Annotated in this window: 14 protein-coding genes; 6 read left to right on the top strand and 8 right to left on the bottom strand. The window is 55.0% G+C overall.

What is annotated here, in order from left to right:
• The first annotated feature begins 113 nt into the window (after positions 1–113).
• The 4 genes from SBL51_RS15615 to SBL51_RS15600 all read left to right on the top strand — a co-directional run bounded on the left by SBL51_RS15615 (position 114) and on the right by SBL51_RS15600 (position 3,588).
• Positions 114–338: a tautomerase family protein gene (locus tag SBL51_RS15615; protein WP_317932003.1), complete on the top strand. Its 225-nt coding sequence runs from the start codon at positions 114–116 to the stop codon at positions 336–338.
• Positions 339–462: 124 nt separating this feature from the next.
• Positions 463–690 (top strand): tautomerase family protein, encoded by a 228-nt coding sequence (locus tag SBL51_RS15610; RefSeq protein WP_317932002.1) that lies wholly within the window; start codon positions 463–465, stop codon positions 688–690.
• Between the two features lie 96 nt (positions 691–786).
• Positions 787–1,011, top strand: coding sequence for a tautomerase family protein (locus tag SBL51_RS15605; RefSeq protein WP_317932001.1), 225 nt, complete (start codon positions 787–789; stop codon positions 1,009–1,011).
• A 438-nt stretch (positions 1,012–1,449) separates the two neighbouring features.
• Positions 1,450–3,588 (top strand): Ig-like domain-containing protein, encoded by a 2,139-nt coding sequence (locus SBL51_RS15600; RefSeq protein WP_317932078.1) that lies wholly within the window; start codon positions 1,450–1,452, stop codon positions 3,586–3,588.
• Between the two features lie 88 nt (positions 3,589–3,676).
• Here the strand turns inward: SBL51_RS15600 and SBL51_RS15595 are convergent, their stop codons facing one another.
• From SBL51_RS15595 to SBL51_RS15570, 6 genes are all read right to left on the bottom strand, one after another.
• The gene (locus SBL51_RS15595; protein ID WP_317932000.1) at positions 3,677–5,467 is read right to left on the bottom strand and encodes a hypothetical protein; all 1,791 of its coding nucleotides are present in this window, start codon (positions 5,465–5,467) and stop codon (positions 3,677–3,679) included.
• Positions 5,468–5,557: 90 nt separating this feature from the next.
• Positions 5,558–7,402, bottom strand: a complete 1,845-nt coding sequence (locus tag SBL51_RS15590; RefSeq protein ID WP_317931999.1) for a PhoX family protein — start codon at positions 7,400–7,402, stop codon at positions 5,558–5,560.
• Positions 7,403–7,697: 295 nt separating this feature from the next.
• A complete protein-coding gene (locus tag SBL51_RS15585) occupies positions 7,698–8,288 on the bottom strand; it encodes a hypothetical protein (RefSeq protein WP_317931998.1) in 591 nt (196 codons plus the stop codon).
• Positions 8,289–8,316: 28 nt separating this feature from the next.
• Complete coding sequence (locus SBL51_RS15580; protein ID WP_317931997.1) at positions 8,317–9,276, bottom strand: sterol desaturase family protein; 960 nt, start codon at positions 9,274–9,276, stop codon at positions 8,317–8,319.
• 147 nt (positions 9,277–9,423) lie between these two features.
• The gene (locus tag SBL51_RS15575) at positions 9,424–10,155 is read right to left on the bottom strand and encodes a hypothetical protein (RefSeq protein WP_317931996.1); all 732 of its coding nucleotides are present in this window, start codon (positions 10,153–10,155) and stop codon (positions 9,424–9,426) included.
• Between the two features lie 34 nt (positions 10,156–10,189).
• Entirely contained in the window at positions 10,190–12,211 is a 2,022-nt protein-coding gene (locus SBL51_RS15570) for an alpha/beta hydrolase family protein (RefSeq protein WP_317931995.1), read from the bottom strand.
• 217 nt (positions 12,212–12,428) lie between these two features.
• Between SBL51_RS15570 and add the strand changes: the two genes are divergently transcribed.
• Positions 12,429–13,424 carry an adenosine deaminase gene (gene add, locus SBL51_RS15565; RefSeq protein WP_317931994.1) on the top strand — a complete coding sequence of 332 codons (996 nt, stop codon included), beginning with the start codon at positions 12,429–12,431 and terminating at the stop codon, positions 13,422–13,424.
• Between the two features lie 72 nt (positions 13,425–13,496).
• On the opposite strand, the gene rmuC is transcribed toward add, so the two are convergent.
• Together rmuC and SBL51_RS15555 are read right to left on the bottom strand one after the other, a co-directional pair.
• Positions 13,497–15,203: a DNA recombination protein RmuC gene (rmuC, locus tag SBL51_RS15560; RefSeq protein ID WP_317931993.1), complete on the bottom strand. Its 1,707-nt coding sequence runs from the start codon at positions 15,201–15,203 to the stop codon at positions 13,497–13,499.
• Positions 15,204–15,231: 28 nt separating this feature from the next.
• Positions 15,232–16,158, bottom strand: coding sequence for a DUF808 domain-containing protein (locus SBL51_RS15555; RefSeq protein WP_317931991.1), 927 nt, complete (start codon positions 16,156–16,158; stop codon positions 15,232–15,234).
• Between the two features lie 301 nt (positions 16,159–16,459).
• On the opposite strand from SBL51_RS15555, the gene SBL51_RS15550 reads away from it, so the two are divergent.
• Positions 16,460–18,688: a putative bifunctional diguanylate cyclase/phosphodiesterase gene (locus tag SBL51_RS15550; RefSeq protein ID WP_317931990.1), complete on the top strand. Its 2,229-nt coding sequence runs from the start codon at positions 16,460–16,462 to the stop codon at positions 18,686–18,688.
• The last annotated feature ends 317 nt before the right edge of the window (positions 18,689–19,005 follow it).

Genomic DNA, 19,005 nt, shown 5'->3' with positions numbered 1-19,005 from the left:
CCCCGCCCCCTACTATGACCACATCGACAGCGACTACTGCCGAGCCAAAAACAGCAGTCCAATGAATCAACAAACCCAAGCAGATTTAGCCATTAATTAAAGAGGATAAGACCATGCCATTAATTACCGTTCACGTAATCGAAAATGTTTTCAGCCAGGAAGAGAAGGTGGAGATGATCACCAAACTGACCGACACCATGGTGGCCATTGAGGGCGAAGCCATGCGCGGGGTGACCTGGGTAAAAATTGAAGAGGTGCCCGAAGGCCAGTGGGGCATTGGCGGCACGGCCTTGACCGCACGGATGGTGCACGCCATTCAAGATGGCCAGGCAGCTTAACCGCCTCACCCGACCAGAATATAAACCATTAATTCAACCAACTAACTCAACAGCCACCATAACCAATTTTGGGGCAGTCCACAGCCAAGCCGCCCCAAAGAACAAACAATAAGAGGACAAGACAATGCCATTAGTTACCGTTCACGTTATCGAAAACGTTTTCAGCAAAGCCGAGAAAGCGGAGATGATCACTAAACTCACCGACACCATGGTGGCCATTGAAGGCGAAGCCATGCGTGGGGTGACCTGGGTAAAAATTGAAGAGGTGCCCGAAGGCCAGTGGGGTATTGGCGGCAACGCCCTAACCGCAGAGATGGTGCACGCCATCCAGAAAGGCCAGACAGCGGCGTAACGTAGCAACCGCAAAAGGCCGAACCACCATCACCATAAGATTTGGGGCAGGCCACAACCAAGCTGCCCCAAAAACAGACAATAAGAGGATAAAACCATGCCATTAGTTACTGTTCACGTTATCGAAAATGTATTCAGCAAAAAAGAGAAAGCCGAGATGATCACCAAGCTCACCGACACTATGGTGGCCATTGAGGGCGAAGCCATGCGCGGTGTGACCTGGGTGAAAATTGAAGAGGTGCCCGAGGGCCAGTGGGGTATCGGCGGTAATGCCCTGACTGCAGAGATGGTGCACACCATTCAAAAAGGCAATGCAGCCTAACCTAAGCTTTGACAGGGACCGTTAATAAGCAGTCACCCTTTGTCAACGGGCGGGCAGTCACCCTACTACCCGCCCGTTAATTTTTAGGCGAGCAACCGAACACACTGCTGCCGATATTTATTGGTTATCGAACTAATTAAAAATAGTGTTTCACTCATCGTCCCTGCCCGGCTCACGCGTAAGGCAACACGACTCTGTGAATTTTTCATCCGCAGCTCAATCACCAATAGTATTATCAGCGATTGCTTTATTACCAATAGTGCTGGTTCCAAGCCCCAAAAGTCATAAACGCAATGGTTAAGACGTTGACTGCCGCCTATGCCTGTGGCATTAATTTCAACGGCCTGGTGGTAACAGCGCCGGCGTCGAACCGCAATAGCCCAACCACGAATATTTAGCAATAAAAAAGGGGGCACGGTGAGAGCGGTATTGCTTCTAGTGTTATGCCTTGTGCTCGGCGCCTGCGGTGGTGGCGGAGGCGGTGGCGGTGGCGACGGTGGTGATGGCGACCTGCTCGCTTTTGTCGATATCCGCGAACCCATTGTTGGCGATGGCAGCTACACCACCATCCAACCCTCGCTGGCCATCTCCGGCACGGCGTTTACCTCACCCAAAGGGGTCGACTGTAAAACGGTATTTCCGTCCCGCTTGAGTATGACCTGGCGCAATATCTCCACCGGCCAGAGTGGCTCCCAAGGGGTCGCCTCCTTTTGCCAGAATACTTTTCTCGGCCTGCAGTGGGGCTCTGCCTGGGGCATCGCCTACGGTGCTATCGACCTGCAAATCGGCCGCAACGAGATCAAAATCACCATCTCAGACAGCATTGGCAACAGCGGCACGGCCACGGTGGTGGTGACCCGCAATGAAGACCGGCTGCCACCGGAGATTGCCAGCCGCACTCCCGCTATCGGCGCCAGCGATTTCCCAATCTACCGCACCCTCGCCGTGCAGTTCAGCGAAGCCATGGCCTCCGCCAGTCTAAGCGCCGAGCGCTTTACCCTCACCGAAGTCGCTACCGGCGCCGACGTTAACGGCTTTCACAGCTATGACAGCAACACCTTTCGCTGGAGTTTTGATCCACAGTTCGAGCTGAGCTACGCCACCGAATACCAGGCAACCATCAGCGGTCTGGTGGAGGATGCTTATGGCGGTAATCCATTGGGGGAGGAGGTTAGTTGGCGCTTTACCACCGCCGCCAATCCCGATGTCACGCCACCGGAGGTGAGTGAGGTGAGCCCCGCACCCGGCTCCGACTGCGCGGCCGTCGGCAGTACCATTTTCGCCCGCTTTAATGAGGCGATGGACCCGGAGTCGATCGACACTAACCGCTTTACGCTGCGCGATAGCGATGGCTTGACGGTGGCCGCCGAGGTGAGCTACGACGGCACCACCGCCAAGCTGGCGCCGCAGCTGGAGCTGACCAGCAGCAGTGACTACACCGCCAAGCTGGCCGCCGCCATTAGTGACCTGGCTGGCAACCCCCTGGGCGACGATTTTACCTGGGGCTTTACCACCTCTGCAGCGGTGGGGGTTGGCGCCTGGTCGCAGACCAGCACCAGCAATGCCCCCTTTGAACGGCGCGGCCACAGCGCGCTATGGAGTGGCAGTGAATTCATTGTATTTGGCGGTTATGGCTGGCTGCAGAGCATCGGCCAATTTGTCGAGACCGATACCGGCGGTCGCTACAATCCGCAAAGCGACAACTGGCAGGCAACCAACACCGAAGGCGTTACAGCCTTTAACGAACACACGGCGATTTTAGCCAATGGCGAGATGATCGTTTGGGGCGGCCGCAGTAACAACGGTGCCCGCTACGACCTGGGCACAGACAGCTGGCAGCCGGTCACCAACCTCGGCGCACCCAGCGCCCGCCGCAGGCATCTGGCGGTGTGGACCGGCAGTGAGATGCTGATCTGGGGTGGCGAGAACAACAGCGGCCAACCCCTTAACACGGGTGGCCGCTACAATCCGGCCAGCGACAGCTGGATCGCCATCACCACCGATAACGCCCCCAGCCCCCGTTACAACATGGCCTTCGCCTGGAGCGGCAGCGAATTGATTGTCTGGGGTGGCAGCCAGGGGCCAGGCACCACCCTGCTCATCGACGGCGCCCGCTATAATCCAGCCACCGACACATGGCAGCCACTGCCCGCGGTGGCTGTGGCCGGCAGTGGCGAGCTGGCCGCCGTCTGGAGCGGCACGGAGATGATTCTCTTCAATGGCGGCCAGGCCGCAAGTCTCGACAGCAACGGCTTTCCCATCAACCAACCGAGCCTGCGGCTCTACAACCCAATCACCAATCAATGGCGGGCGAGTACCAACGGCTGCGAACCCTACTTGGGCGCGGGCGTACTGCACACAGCCTGGACCGGCACGGAGATGTTTGTCTGGGGGGATAACAGCCGCGGCGGCTATTTTTACGACCCGATTAGCGACGAGTGGCGGGCGGTGGCCAGTTTGGGCGGGCCGGCCGCGCGCCGTGAAGCCGCCGCCACTTGGGCCGATAACCGCTTTATTCTCTGGGGCGGGCAGGAACCGGGCGGGTTGCAGGACACTGGCTTTATCTTTAGCGAGTAACCGCAACCACGCCGCCAAAATCGATCAATAAAAAACCGCTGACCAATCGCTCAGCGGCTTTGTGTAAAGGCAGCCAGTAAAGCGGAACTTACCAGGCGCGCACCACCGGCTCCACCACACCGGTGACCTCCCCGGCGGGCGCTTCCTGCCAGACATTGTCCAGGGGCTCGATATGGGCATCGCGACCATAGATAAAGCTCTGCTCATCGACGATCACCTTGTAGGCTTTATTGAGCTGCCAGGCCCGTTCCGCTGACGGCAGAATCAGCGTGGCGATATCGCTGTGCAGCTGTTCGATGGCTTCGGCATTGAGTTCACCGCTGCCGGTAAAGAAGCGGCTGGTCACTTCACTGTTATTACGGAACTCATTGCCACTGCGATTTTGACGCAGGTATTCCGTGTACTCCCAGGTGCCGTCGCGCCACTGGGGCTCGGGGATGCCGGTTAACCCCTTTTGTGACCAGTGGAACCAGCCACCCTGGAACTGATCGTGGGCCAGCTTGCGCGGGAAGGCAAAGCTGCTGTCGGCGGTAACGCCAATACCGGAGTGGCAACCCACACAGTTAACGCTCTCTTCATAACTTTGCGGCCGCAGCTCACCCTGTTGATCTTCAATAAAGCCCTGATACAACCAACCCTGGCCATTAACCACACCGATCTCCGGGTTGCCTTTAATATTGCGCAAACGCTCAGGCCACTGATCGCCCTCGCGAATTTCGGTAAGGGCGGCATTGTTTAACTGGCCGTAGGTATTCCAGCTGTGTTTGCGGCTGTAGCGCAGCTCTTTCATACGCGGCGCCAGGCTGATTTCACCTTCGTTGCTCACATCGATATAGCGCACCGTGTGAATAAATTCCGTCCCCTCCGGGTAGAGGCCACCGGCCATATGCAACTCACCGGCCACTTGCAGCGCTTTGGCGCGGCCCACGTAAGACATAAAACGCCCCGCCGAAGGCTGCCAGGCGTAAACGATTTTATCGGCCTGGTCGATACGACCGTTGGCATTGAGATCAACGTCGTAGAGGCTCTCATCGGTTACCGCAATCACCACATCGGATTTGGTAACCACAGCCTCAACAATGGCCAGATTCAGTTGATACACCGTGCGGCTGTAGTGGCCGTCGTTATCTTCCCGCATGGCCGCCGGCAAGCGAATCAAAACGTCGTCGGTGCTGCCGTTGGTGGGCCAGAAGGTGCCCAGAAAAGGGGTATAGGCAAAAGCCCGCCAGCCGCTATCGTCACCATTAGGGGTTTTATCAAAACCCTGGTCGTCGAAATTAAAATAGAGGTCCGGCACATAGCCGTCCCATTGGCCGTCGCCATTAAAATCCCAGTTGGCCGGCACCTCGGCCAATTTGTTGGCCAACAGCAGCCCGCCATCGTCGGCAAAATAGTTGGACTTGCGCACCCACGCCTGAATAGCGGTATCGCTCATGGCCGCCACTTCGTCGGTGCGATCTTTAAACAGGTTGGACCATTTATTGGTTACCGTAGTGGGGCGAAAATCGGCCACCATCTGGAAATCGAGATCATTAATGTAGTTGGGCACATCGGAGTTGGTATGACAGGCAAAACAAGGGTTATGCACCTCGCCATTGTCGGCGGTGGTTTTGGTGTAGCACTGCGCGGGAATATAGGCGGCATCGTTATTTTTTAAATTGGTGTTGAGCAGTGTGGTGTCGGTAACTGCCGATGCGGCTGTGTCTGTTGCCGAATCTTCATCGGCATTCGCTGTTGCGGGTTCAACAACCAGTGCAGCCGTTTGTGAGCTTTCTTGCGAGGCCTCCTCGGCCGCCGTCGAGCTTTGCTCATCATCGCTGCGGCAACCCACAAATAAAAAAGAGACCAGTAGAAAACAGCAAGCCATCGTTAGCCGCATGGTGGTACCTCGAACATAAACAACCAATAAAAAGACAAAAAAAAGCGGCAAGGGGCTCCTGCCCACTTGCCGCGTAAAGGTATTAAAGAATTATTTCAGTTTGGTGAAATCGAACGGACCGATGTAACCGGCGGTAGAACGAATATCAACACCATCCGGACGCACGTAGCTGCCAGAAACTTCACCAAATGGATGCTGGGTAGTCAGAGTCAGGTAGCTGAAGCCGTTGACATCTTTGTACCAGTAAGGCGAGGTGGTTTCTGAGCCGTATGGGGTAGAAGCAATACGGGTCAGTGATTTTTTGGTGATGTCGTAAGCCCACACCATATCGCTGATGTGATAACCGGCGTCTTCACCAATCACCAGAATGTCGGTACCTTCCAGGAAGGCAACGTTATCGGGCTCGGCCAAGCCCTCCACATCACAGCTGTTACCTTCCAGTGAAGTACCGCTGTAGCTGGCAGGCAAACCGGCAACCAGGCCTTTCATATCGTAGGCAACAAATTCAGAACTGTAGGCTTCATTGATGCCCAGGTTCAGGGCGTACACACCACCACACTTGTTTTCTTCCAATTGAATATCACCGGCGCCGTCGGTCATACCCTTTTGAATGCGAGACATGGCCACATACATCACCTTGTCGCGAGCATTAAAGGTAATACCCTCTTCCTTACGGAATTCGGTGGTCGCGCCCATCATGGCCGCGTAGCGACGGGTTTCCAGACGGGAAGCGATAACGCCATCAGCCTCGTCAACAGAACCGGAACCGTCAACGTCTTGCAGCTGCAGACACTCTTCACCGTTATAGGTATTGATGTAAGTGAAACCAACAGTAGGACAGGCACCGCCCACAGGCGCTTCGCTGGCAAAGATATCGCCAAACGACATTTGCGAAGCAACGCGGGTGCGAATTTCAGCATTGGTGGCATGGCCAAGATCAACCCAGCTGATCACCGCCTCACCCAGACCTTCACCGGAAACCTGATTCCATTTGGCGGCGTAGAGGGTACCGGCGCTCAAATCGGCGGCGGTATCGGCAATAAACATAAAGAGGCCGACGTTGCTGCCGTCGTCAGAGAGGTAGACGGTTTTTTCGTCGGGCATTACGTAGGCCAGTTCGTGGGCGAAACGGCCCATGCTGTAGTGCTTGCTGAACGCAGGCGTGCCATCTTCGTTCACATCCACTTCCGGAGTCCAACCGTAGTAGTAGGGGTTGTTCAGGTTGGCGTCGTTGCCCCAGAATCGCAGAGTTACTTCGTTGTAGTAGTTATCGCTCAGTGGGTCTGCTGCGTTGGGTTCGTACTCTTCCGAGCCCAGGTGAGATTGCCAAGGGGTGGTCATACCGGCACAGTGTACCCAGCCACCAAACTCCTCTTTCTGGCTAACATACTGCAAGGTACCGGCTTTCAATGCCAGCTGGCCATCGGCCTCTTGCTGCAGTTCGTTCATGTACATGGCGCCCGGGGCACACTCAAACTGGGAGACCATGTAGAGCTTGTCGCCCTTCTGCAAAAAGCTGAAGTGATCCAGACCAGAGCCAGTGCCGCTGTCGGTACCGTTACAGAGGTAGTCGGAGTCATCTTCGTATTTGATGATGTTGTCCTGGAAATCCTTAACCAAGCCAAACACTTCGCCATTGTCTTCATCGCCAGTGGCGAGCAGCAGGTGGTAGTCGATGTATTGAGTTTCACCACCGACCATCACTTCAGAGGTGGAGCGAATCGCGTTCTTTTCGGCATCGGTAATTGAAGGTGAAATTTTGGTGAAGCGGATTTCATCGGTGTAGGCATCGGCACCGTCGACGCCATCAACGCCATTCACACCAGCAGCGCCATCGGCACCGTCGCGTCCATTTTTACCATCATCACCGTCGCAAGCGACCATCAGTGCACAGGTGGCAGCGACAATGAATGTATATAAAGCTTTTCTTTTCATGCGGGATTCCCTTTCGAAAACGGTGAGCGGACTCGGGTTTTTGAGCGGTGTAATCCTGCACGCCAATTGTTGCTTATTCTTGTCGGAGAGGTTTCAGATTTGTGAAATTTTGATGACTGGCGCGACAGTTAGTCGACGCCACCAATCACTGGAAGGCAGGCGACCTCGCCGATTAACGTGCTTGGTCTGCCAGTAGAAAGAACAGTAAAAGGTGGGAAATCTGCAACCGATAAGAGAGAGCGGCTGGTAGCGCGGCGTTTTCACCGCGCCGCGGTCACGAATAGTTACTGCAAAATCAGTCGCTGCTGGGCGGCTCCTTTTGCAGGCTCTGGTAATAGGCCGCGTAACCGGCGGTCATCGCCCGCGCGCAATCACCGGGGTTGCCCGTCTCTTTATTGCAGGGGCCAGCCATTACCTCCGGTTGGTTAGCCTCCACCCATTGGCGCGCCTCGAAGTAGATAGGTTGGTCGTTGGAGCTGGTGCTAATAGAGGCGATATGGCTACCGTCAAAGGTGAGGTGAAAGGTATCGGTAACATTGAAGCCGGTGTGCAGAGCCATAACCGGATCATCCTGTACGGTAATGGAACAGTGAAACAGCGTGGGGGATTCCGCCTCGCAGGCCGCCCGCTTGAGTACCTTGTAGTTGCCGCCTTCGGCCCAACCCTGGTACCAAAGAATACGCCCGGCGGACTCATCGGTGTGGGTTAGCAGCGCTTGGAGCCGGCTCGGGTCGAAGGAGTAAAAGGCATCGATAAAGGCCTCTGCGGTGGCCCGATTCCTCTCCAAAAGCGACGCCGCTTCACTGACACTCTTCTCTGAATCGGCGTTGACTGAACTAGCCATCATTAACGCTCCAAGGCCGAACCCGGCAATTAGTCTGTTCATTGGCTATCCTCTCCCGGCAGGCCTGAGCTTAAAACTTGGTGAGCTTATCTTTGGAGACAAACGCCATGCGGTACTGATCCCAAATAGTGAGCGCCTTGCCAGAGCCGGCCCCCATCGCTTTAACGTCGGTTCGCCCAGAGTAGGTGCCAAATATCCGATCCCAAATAATAATGGTGCAGCCAAAGTTGGAGTTGCTGCTCTCCAGCTCAATGGAGTGGTGCAGGTGGTGTTGCTCGGTGGTGGTGAAAAACCAACCATAAATACCCGAGCGCAGAGGCAGATTGGCGTGATTGAGGTAGGCACTGAAAAAGCTGAAGGCGCCAGTCACGGCGACCACCTCGTCACTGGCTCCGGTCAGCGCCAGCACGATGGGGGTACCAACCATCAACGCCATAAACTCCAACGGGTGGGTGCGGTCACTGCGCGCGGCGCTCATTTTGGTGATGTGGTGGTGGGTGGCGTGCATACGCCACCAAAATAGCGAGAGGTGCTGTGCCCGATGCAGCCAGTAGTAGACAAACTCCGATAGCGTGCGGATAAAAATGGCCGTGACAATCAACCCCAGCGTCGACTGCGGTTCCAGCGTGATATTAAGTGGTGTGGCATCACGCAGGGCATGAAAGCCATCGGAGATTGGGGTGCGATAGTAATCGAGGTAGAGCGGCACCCAAATCAGGTTGGAGCCGGCCAACCAGAAGGCATCTTCGGCAAACTCTTTGGGGGTAAGAATCCAATCTTTGCGCTTGGTCCAGAGGCGCTCGGCCAACAGAATCAACGGCAGCGGCAGCACCGTCATAATCGCTGCGAAAAGATCCGGATCAACCCACTCATAGCTATAGGCCGAGGCCACCGTCAGCATAGAGCCCAAAACCAGCACCGGCTGCGGCAGGGTTAATAGGAAGTTTCGCCACTTGCTCGGCTCGGCCATTGGCTGTGATGGCTGGTCACCGACGGCGGCCGGGGTGACTATCTCTGCTGCTTCATTCATGAACTATACCCTTAGTAAACCGCCATTGGCGGCAGTGTTTCCCTACGCAAGAAGCAGGCCATTGAAAGTACCCGCATTCTACGTTTGCGAGTAACTGGCGGTCTTTACATTCACCTGGATCACAAATTGCTGTGAAACGCAGCAATGCTATTTACCCAAGGAGTAGCGCATCAGGTCGACCCGGTTTTTGGTTCCGATAATTTTGGAGGTCGCTTGCCCGGCCAGTAGATCAATATTGAATCGATAGCGCCAGTACTCGACGTCGATGGTCTGCAGGCGATCGTCCACCACTTTTAGTTCAATCAATGCGGGCTGGTTGTTATCCGACAGGTATTCGTAGTGGTAGTTATCACCTTGGTGACTCATTGCTGCGCCCAATACGCTTTCGATCTCTGGGAAGGCGGGGATTGATGAGAGATCGACACCGGAGAAATCCACACTGAGGGTCATCAGCAGCTTATTGATCTTGGCGTCACAGCCACTGGCCATCACCTCTTCAATCAACTGTGGTGAGAGCACACCAATAATTTTTTTGTCCACCTCAATGGCACTCAACTTGAAGTCGCCTTCGGTATCGGCGATAAAGGCAAAGCGCCAGGCTAGATCTTTATCGCCACTACCATTCTGTTTTTTTGCCTCGTAGGCAAAGTATTTAGTGCCTGCTTCCATAGAGATGCGCTGGGGCTCCTCTCCCACCAGGGCAATGATATCGGAATCATAGAGGATGGGGCGGCTGATTTTAATCAGCGACTGTGCCGGCTCGAAGTAGATCGACTTATCACACAGGTCGTCTTTGGTTTGATTAACCCGGGTTAGCAAGCAACCATTAAGTGACAGACTCAATACAATTAATAGAGTACAACTGAAGAGTTTCCGCATAGAGTAATAGTCGCTTATTGGGGGCTAGTGTGGATCATTGTAAATATTTGGCCAGGAAGCTCTCTACCGCCTGGTAGACCTGTTCCTGGTCCTTTTTATAGTAGAACACATTGTGGCCGGTGTTTTTCAATTCGATGTATTCAAAGGTTCTATCATACTTTTTTAACGCTTTTCGCATTGCCTTGGCCTGACTGTGGGGTACCACACTGTCCTCTTTACCCGCGATCAATAAAATGGGGGTTTTAATCGCTTCAGCATGTAGAGCCGGAGAATTGGAATTAAGGAGATCGGCATCTTGCTTCGGGTTCCCTCGCGTTTTGTAGAGATACTCTACCACCTCATCCAACCCTTCCGCTTTCGCCCATTTAAGCTGGTGATTCACTTGCGCCACTAGATCGGTCACAGCATTCATCGCCACGCTGCACTGAAACAACTCCGGTGTTTTGATGGTAGCCATCAGCGCAGCATAGCCTCCATAGGAGCCGCCCACTATGCACATTTTCCCTTTTTCAACATAACCTTTCTTGAGCAGAAAATTGGTGGCATCCTCTAAGTCATCCTGCATAGACAACCCCCACTGTTTGTAACCAGCCTCCTCAAATGCCCGGCCGTAACCGGCAGAGCCACGAAAATTGGGTTGAGCAACAATATAGCCCCGCGTAGCCATAAATTGCGCAAAGTCATCCCAGCTTGCGTAGTCCCTCGAGCGGGGGCCACCGTGTGGGTAGAGTACCAGTGGGTAGGCTTTATTCTGTTCGTAGTTAGGAGGCAGCAACAAAAAAAGATCGATAATTAAACCATCACGGGCTTTGTATCTGGCCTTGGCCGGGATTCCCAACTTTTCTGCCGGCAAACCGAGGTAACCATTTTGAATAAACCTCAATGAGTCCGCGCCTTTATCATACAGATAGTAGGCGCTGGGTTGGTCACGGCCATACAGTTGATAGACCGACCGCCGCTCACTGGCTCCACCAAACAGATTAAAATTATAGTTACCAAATTTACCAGCCAAATGATCGTAACGGGACTGATCCTGTTCACTAAAGAATTTAAAGCGAACCAGATCACCCACCGGGTAGTAGCCGATAATTTCCCTATGATCATCCACCACTATTCCCCCGACATCCTGTCCAGGCAAGGAAACTAAAGTGTTCATATCACCGGTTTCAAGATCGCGGGCCACCAGCTCGTAATAACCCGTCTCCTCGTTGCGCTTGCGATAGACCAGCCGGTTACCATACCAGCCGATATAGTCGGTAAACAAATCAATCCCGCCCGCATCCTCTTCGTCATCGAAGTCGATGGTATCGAGCTCTTCCCACTTATCCTCTTTAAGGTAGCTTAAAATTACCGCCTTATTGGAGACCTTGAAATAGTCGACTCTATGAGTGGGTACACCGTCGTCGTCAATTAGAAAAAGTACTGTACGTTTACCACCTTTAGCCACCAGCTCGGTGGTACCATCGAAAACATTGACCTTAAATATCTGCACAGCACCATTGCGGTAGCCTTGCATCAGCACATGCCGATCATCATTTTTAATAGTCATTATTTGTGAAAGGCGGCGATTGTATTTATAGCGGGGCTGATCATTCATAAGCACAACCTGATCTCCACCACGGGTATCAACGGAGATCACCCGCTCCAGAAGCAGGTAGTCGTACAGATTAAAATCTTCCTCCTCTTCAGCCGCCCTGGAGGCCTCATTTAACTGTAAGGGAATTTGCAGAGTTACCAGCAGCCGATCATTGTTTACCCAACGGAAGGATTTGGGGCGCTTGACATCCCCCTTAACACCACCGATAACCGGCTGGCCTGGCGCATCCAGATCATGGATGGTGAGCGTGCGCACACCATTATTGTTCCAGAGCGCGGCCAGGTAGCGGCCATTGGGCGATAACTTAGCGCCGCGATAGTCGGGTTCCCGAGTAAAGTCCTGCCAGGTGAGCTCTGGTTGCCAAGCACAAACCGTAGCCGGAAGGAGGAAAAAAGCCGCTAGCAGGGGTAACCGCAGGTAACTGAGGATTGAGTAGGTTGAGCAGCCAAACCGTTGCATAAATCGCCTTATTTATAATCTTCCACTGATTGCGACACGGGCAGCCTTGCCCTATCCGTCTCTCTGAGCCATAAGCCCCGTAGAGTAGCAATAACTCTGCTCGGCAGCCAACTGCTGTGCACCACCTAAGCGCGCAGCCCTGTTAAATCTTATGCTTCGTGAGTGGCATAGGCTTTGCTGAATTTAGGGAGATTTTAACAACCTAGCAGGAACCCCCATGCGCGACTTTATTCAATCCCTACCCAAAGCCGAATTGCACGTCCACCTGGAGGGCACCTTCGAGCCGGAACATATCTTCGCCATGGCGGCCCGCAACGGTATTGACCTGGGTTATGAATCACCGGAGGCAATCGTTGCCGCCTATGATTTTTACGACCTGCCTTCGTTTTTAACCTTCTACTACAAGGCCATGCACGCCCTGCAAACCGAGCAGGATTTCTACGAGCTGACCTACGCCTATTTCGAAAAAGCCAAGGCCGACAATATCGTCTACGTGGAGCCCTTCTTTGACCCCCAGGGCCACACCAGCCGCGGGGTAGCCTTTGAAACGATAATCAGCGGTATCCATCGCGCTCAGGCAGATGCCCGCACAAACCTGGGCATAGAGTCCAACCTGATTATGTGTTTCCTGCGCGATATGAGTGCGGAATCGGCCATGGAGCATCTGCTGATGAGCCTGCCGTTTAAGGAGTGGATTATCGGGGTTGGCCTGGACTCGGACGAAAAAGATAACCCACCGCTAAAATTTGCCGAGGTTTTCCAGCGCGCCCGTGCCGAAGGCTACAAGCTCACCATGCACTGCGACGTTAACCAGAAGGATATTCTGGGCCATATGTGGGAGTGCTTGAACGAGATCCAGGTCGACCGTATCGACCATGGCGTAAACAGCCTGGAGGATCCCAGCCTGTGCGAGGAGATTGCCAAACGGGGGCTGGGCCTGACGGTCTGCCCCGTCTCCAACAATTTTGTGGTGCAGACCTACACCACCGATGAGATTCGCAAGATGTTGCAGTTGGGCATGAAGGCCACGGTTAACTCCGACGACCCGGCCTACTTCCGCGCCTATTTAACCGATAACTTTGTCGCGCTGGCCGAACACGGCGAGTTTACCCAGGCAGAAATTACCCAGTTGGTGAAAAATGCCTTTGAGGTAAGTTGGTTGAGTGAGGCGGATATCGCCGAGCACCTCGCCGCGGTTAACGCGGCGGCTTAGCGCGGCTTTTTTAACTTTTAGGGGGGGCGAACAGGCCAGAAGTTTCCCGATAGGCCTGGCATCGCTGCACGGCTATTTGTCCAATTCCGAGGTGGATAGTGCTTCTGCCTCGGCTTGCTCCCCACTGTCGGGCAAGCCCTTTATATCAGCCGGCACCTCATCATTGAGCGGCGCTTCATCATCGTTCGACTCCAGAAAATCGACCTCCAACTCCGCCCGCTCGGCAAAGTGGGCATGCAGCTCGGTTTTGATGGCCGGCGCCAGATTTTTGAATTCACCCACCCGTTTCACCAAATTGCCACGGCCGCTGACCAGTTGGTTTTCCGCCTTGCCATAGGCCTCGGTGGCTTTATCGAGCCCCTTTTTCACATCGGCAAAGCTACCTAAAAAGGTATTCAGCTTGTTAAAGACCCCTTCGGCCTTTTCAGCCAAAGCAGCGGTGTGTTTGTTTTGATCCTCAAAGCGCCACAGCTGCCGTACGATATTGAGGCTGGTAAGCAAGGTGGTGGGCGTGGCCACCAGTACGTTACGCTCAATAGCTGATTGAAACAGATTTTCATCAGCTTTTAGGGCTTCGACAAAAGCCGATTCAATAGGCACAAACATAAACACCACTTCCGGCGAGTTGAGCCCGGGAATCTTGTAGTAGTCGCGGTCGGCCAACTCTTTAATGCGGCTGGCCATGGCCTGTACATGCTCAGCCAAAGCCAGTGTGCGCTCCTGTTCATCTTCGGCGTTTACAAAACGGGTATAGGCGTTGAGGGAGACCTTGGCATCGATGATGAGGTGTTTATTCTGCGGCAGGAAGACCACCGCATCCGGCCGCTGGCGCCCGGCCTCGGTGGTAAACGAGGCCTCGCGCTGGTAATCCTTGCCGGCTTGCAGGCCTGAGCGGTCAAGAACGTTCTCCAGCACCAGCTCGCCCCAGTTGCCCTGCAGCTTTTTCTGCCCCTTGAGGGCGGTGGAGAGCTCGTGGGCCTCGGTGGTGATCTGCTGATTGAGTGCTTTCAGCTGCTCCAGCTCTTTTTTCAGTTCGCCGCGCTGGGTGCTCTCGCGGTGGTGGATCTCCTGCACCTCTTTTTTAAAGGCATCGATCGACTGCTGAAAGGGGTTGATAACCGAATTCAAACCCTGTTTGTTGCTCTCGGCCAGGGCCTGGGATTTCTTCTCCAGGATTTCGTTGGCCAGCACCTGGAAGCGGTCGGTCAGATCCTGTTTCTGTTTCTCGAACAGCGCCATCTGCTCCTTCAGGCCACGCTCCCGCTCAACCACCGAGCTGTTGAGCTGTACATTCTCTTCCAGCAGGCGGGCATTCTCTTTGTTGAGCGCTTCCCACTTACCCTGCCACTGCCCAATCGCCTGCTGCAGCTCTTCGGTTTTAGCCTGCAGGGCGGCAATGGTTACCTGGGCCGCTTTGTGGTTCGCCAACGTCTCCTGGCGGACGTTTTCACTCGCCTGCAATTGGCTCCTCAGCAGTTGTTCGCTCTGTTTCAGCTCGCCCAGCGTGGTTGTTAGGTTGTCGGCCTGGGCCTCCAGCACACTGTAGCGCCGCTGCAGTTCGTTGTGCTCCCGCTGCTGTTGCTGCAGCACCTGCTGCTGCGCCTGGCTCTCCTGGCGCATGCTTACCAGTTGAGCCATCTCCCCGGCCAACTGCTGTTGCAGTTGCGCCAGCTGGCTGCGGTAGAAGTGCCGGGTGAGGCTCCATATCAGAATGGCCAACAAAGCCACTGCCAGCAGTGCGGCGGCGATAGTGATAAGGTGCTGTTGTGTTAAAACCATAGTGTTGTTTGCTTATCAGAGTGAATGCTTATTGGCGAGGCGCCCGCAGCTGATCAATAACTGTTTTGCCGGCCACCAGCAGCCCACCTGCCAGAATGCCAAGCAGAGCATTGGCCAGAGCGCTGGCTATGGCTGCCCACAAGCCGGCCGCTGGCAGGGTGTGGGTTAGCTCATCCAGCCAGTGGCTAAGGCCATGCGCGATGGGTAAGCCGTGCAGAAGAATACCGCCGCCCACCAAAAACATGGCGGCGGTACCCACGATGGTGAGCAGTTTAATCACATAGGGGCAGATGGCCAGAATCCAGCGACCAAGCCGGTAACGCCATTCGGCCGCACCCGGCTTGGCCAGCAGCAGGCCGAGGTCGTCGAGTTTAACGATGGCCGCCACAATGCCATACACCCCCACCGTTATTAAGGCCGCGATGACCACCACCACCCCCAGTTGAGTTAAAAAGTTCTGCTCGGCCACCGTCCCCAGAGCAATCACGACCACTTCGGCAGATAGGATAAAGTCGGTACGCACCGCACCTTTGATCTTTTCCCTCTCAAATTCCGCCATATTAACCGTTGGGTTGTGCAGCGCTTCGGTAACAGCGCCGCGCTGGCTGGCTTCGCTCGGGTGCAGCCAGGAGTGAAACACCTTCTCAAACCCTTCAAAACAGAGAAAGGCCCCGCCAAGCATCAACAGCGGGGTGATCAACCAGGGGATAAACGCGCTGATCAGCAGTGCCGCGGGCACCAGAATGCATTTGTTGCGGCAGGAGCCGACAAACACGGCCCACACCACCGGCAGCTCCCGCTCGGCGCGAATGCCGGAGACCTGTTCGGCGTTTAGGGCCAGGTCATCCCCCAACACCCCAGCGGTCTTTTTGGCGGCCACCTTGGTCATCACCGATACGTCATCCAAAACCGTGGCGATATCGTCCAACAGCGCCAGTAAGCCTGCAAAGGCCATTTACTTCTCCTAAGGTCGCAACTAGCCGCCGGCCGCTCCCCTTGCCAGCCGGCAAAAGCCGCTACTATAGCACCCCGAAGGGCTTGCCGGCTGCTCGTCTGGGAGTAGACTCAAAAACGGCAATAACGCTCATTTTTAGCCATATAAGTCTAGATAGATCACAAAGCAGGCATTCAAATGACGCGGAGTTGGATTTTAATCACTGCTTTGAATTAATCTGGCGTAAACTTGGGCCGGGAAAATAGTAGCGGGGGAAGGCTTTACTGGTTGCTTGCGACAGCACTGGAAGTGCCACAGAGTTATGACCTTATCTAATGATAGAGGCGCTTTGTTGGTGAGCTTACTGAATATCACCGACGAAGATAAAGCAATTCTTACCCAATACCGAGACACGCTCACACACGCCTGTGCCACCTTCCGTGCGAGCTTCAACGACTATCTCCTAGCTTCCCCCTCCACCGCCAGCCTCTACCACCGTTTCCAAAACGCCGGTGGCAACCTCGATACCTTGATCAATGAACAGCTGCGCAGCTTGATGAGCTTTCTGACTGCAGGCTCGGATACCCAACGCAATCAGCAGCTGGCCGCCATTGGCGCCCTCAACCACCAGCAGGGGGTAGAACCGGAATGTATGATGGGTATCTACCGCCACTTTTTCGATCACCTGGAACAACAGCTGGCCGCACTACCCAACTACTCTATTGAGAACCAGTTACGGCTGCGCAACAGTGTTGGCAAGTTTCTGTTCCGCGATTTGGGCCTGATTATTGGCGGTTACTGGCAGACCACACTCAAGCACCTGCGTGCCGAACAGCAGAAGGTGGGGAGCCTGCAGGAGCAGATCAACGGCCTGCTTACCAACATCCCGCAGCTGCTCTGGTCGTTCGATGTCACTGGCGATAAGCCCCTCTACCTAAGCCCCAACCTGGCCCGGATTTGCCAGGTGAGCGGCGAATTTCCCATCCCCCTGTTTGAAGACACCATCGCCGAGGACCGCAAAACCCTGGAGCTGGCCTGGTATCGCGCCCTGCAGGGCCACCCGGTGGAGGTGGAGAGCCGAGTGAAAACCGCCGGCCAACCCATGCGCTGGTTCAAGCGCGCACTCTACCCCTACAAAGATGCCAGCGGCCGGGTATTGCGCATCGACGGCATCATGGAAGACACCACCGAGCTCAAACGCAACCTGGAGCGCTTAAACACCCTGGCCACCACCGACAGCCTTACCGGGCTGACCAACCGCCTGCTGTTTAACGATCGCCTGGAGCAGTCACTGGCCCTGGCCGAGCGCAACAACGGCCAGCAGCTTGCCGTACTGTTAATGGATTTAAACCATTTCAAAGAGATCAACGATACTCTTGGTCACCAGGTGGGCGACGAGGTGTTGGTGCAGGTGGCGCACCTGTTAAAAGAGCAGATCAACCGCCGCTCCGATACCCTGGCGCGCCTGGGTGGTGATGAGTTTGGTGTGCTGCTGACCGCCGGCGAGGCGGGTGGCCTCTCGGCCGAACATATCTGCCGCAAGATTGAAGCTGCGTTTGATCGTGCCTTCACCGTGCAGGGTCGGGAGATCTACCTGGGTGTGAGTATTGGTGTCGCCCTCTACCCCGAGCACGGCACCGACGCCTCCACCCTTCTGCGCCGGGCCGATATCGCCATGTACTCCGCCAAGCGGGCGGGCATTGGCCACAGCTACTACCGGCCCGATCAGGACCTGGATGCCCAACAGAACTTCTCCCTGGCCAACGATCTGCGCCACGCCATGAAAAACCAGGAGCTCTTCCTGGAGTACCAGCCCAAGGTTAACCTGCAGGATTACAGCGTCACCTCGGCCGAGGCCTTGATCCGCTGGCTGCACCCGGAGAAGGGGCTGTTAAACCCGTTCGACTTTATCCCCATCGCCGAGCGCAGCGGCCAAATTATTCCCATCACCGAGTATGTGATTGAAACCGCCGTGAAGCAGGTCGCCCACTGGCAGACCCTGGGTGTCACCATGAGCGTGGCGATCAATCTCTCGGCCAAGGTGTTCCAGCAGTGGGGCAACCTCACCTTTTTTATCCACCAAACCCTGCGCAAGTACAAACTGCCGGGCAAGTGCCTGGAGATTGAGATCACCGAAAACGTACTCATGTCTGACCTGGTGGCGGTTCGCAAAATTTTGAATCACATCACCAAGCTGGGCGTGACCATCGCCATCGATGACTTTGGCACCGGCTACTCCTCCCTCGCCTATTTGAAGTCGCTGCCACTCAATACCCTGAAGATCGATAAGTCGTTTGTGATGGATATGATCAACGACGAAAACGACGCAATGATAGTGAAGTCGACCATCGACCTGGCCCACAACCTGGGGCTGTCGGTGGTGGCCGAAGGGATAGAGAACGCGCAAACCCTCAGCCTGCTCGGCCAGTGGCGCTGCGATGGCGCCCAAGGCTACTACCTGGGCAAACCGCTGTCGGCCATCGACTTCATGCTGAGTGTTGAAAGTGGCGTCTACTCCGGAGTGTGTGAAGTGATGGGCATGGGACTCTAGCCTCGCAATCGGCCCAAATCCCTCCTCTTACCCGCCACAAATTCGTCGGCCCACAGCGATAAACTGCGATCCTAAACAGCCCCACAAGCCACTTATTTCCCCCTCGCCACCAGCCCGACCAGCGAGCGAAACGAATCCCAAAGTCTCATTCACAGGCTCCGCGATCAGCCAAAGCGCGTCATACAGCTCAAAATTTCAGGGTTAAACCCGCCTCCCTGCCCGCCGCTCCACCAGGCACTATGGCAAGTGCTCACTTACCACAGACAACATACCCACCGGCCAGAGTCCTGCAAAGAGCCAGCTTCTTCAGCTTTAGC

This window comes from Halioxenophilus sp. WMMB6, from assembly GCF_033283405.1.
Lineage (GTDB): Bacteria > Pseudomonadota > Gammaproteobacteria > Pseudomonadales > Cellvibrionaceae > Halioxenophilus.
This window is presented reverse-complemented; position numbering and strand designations above follow the sequence as displayed.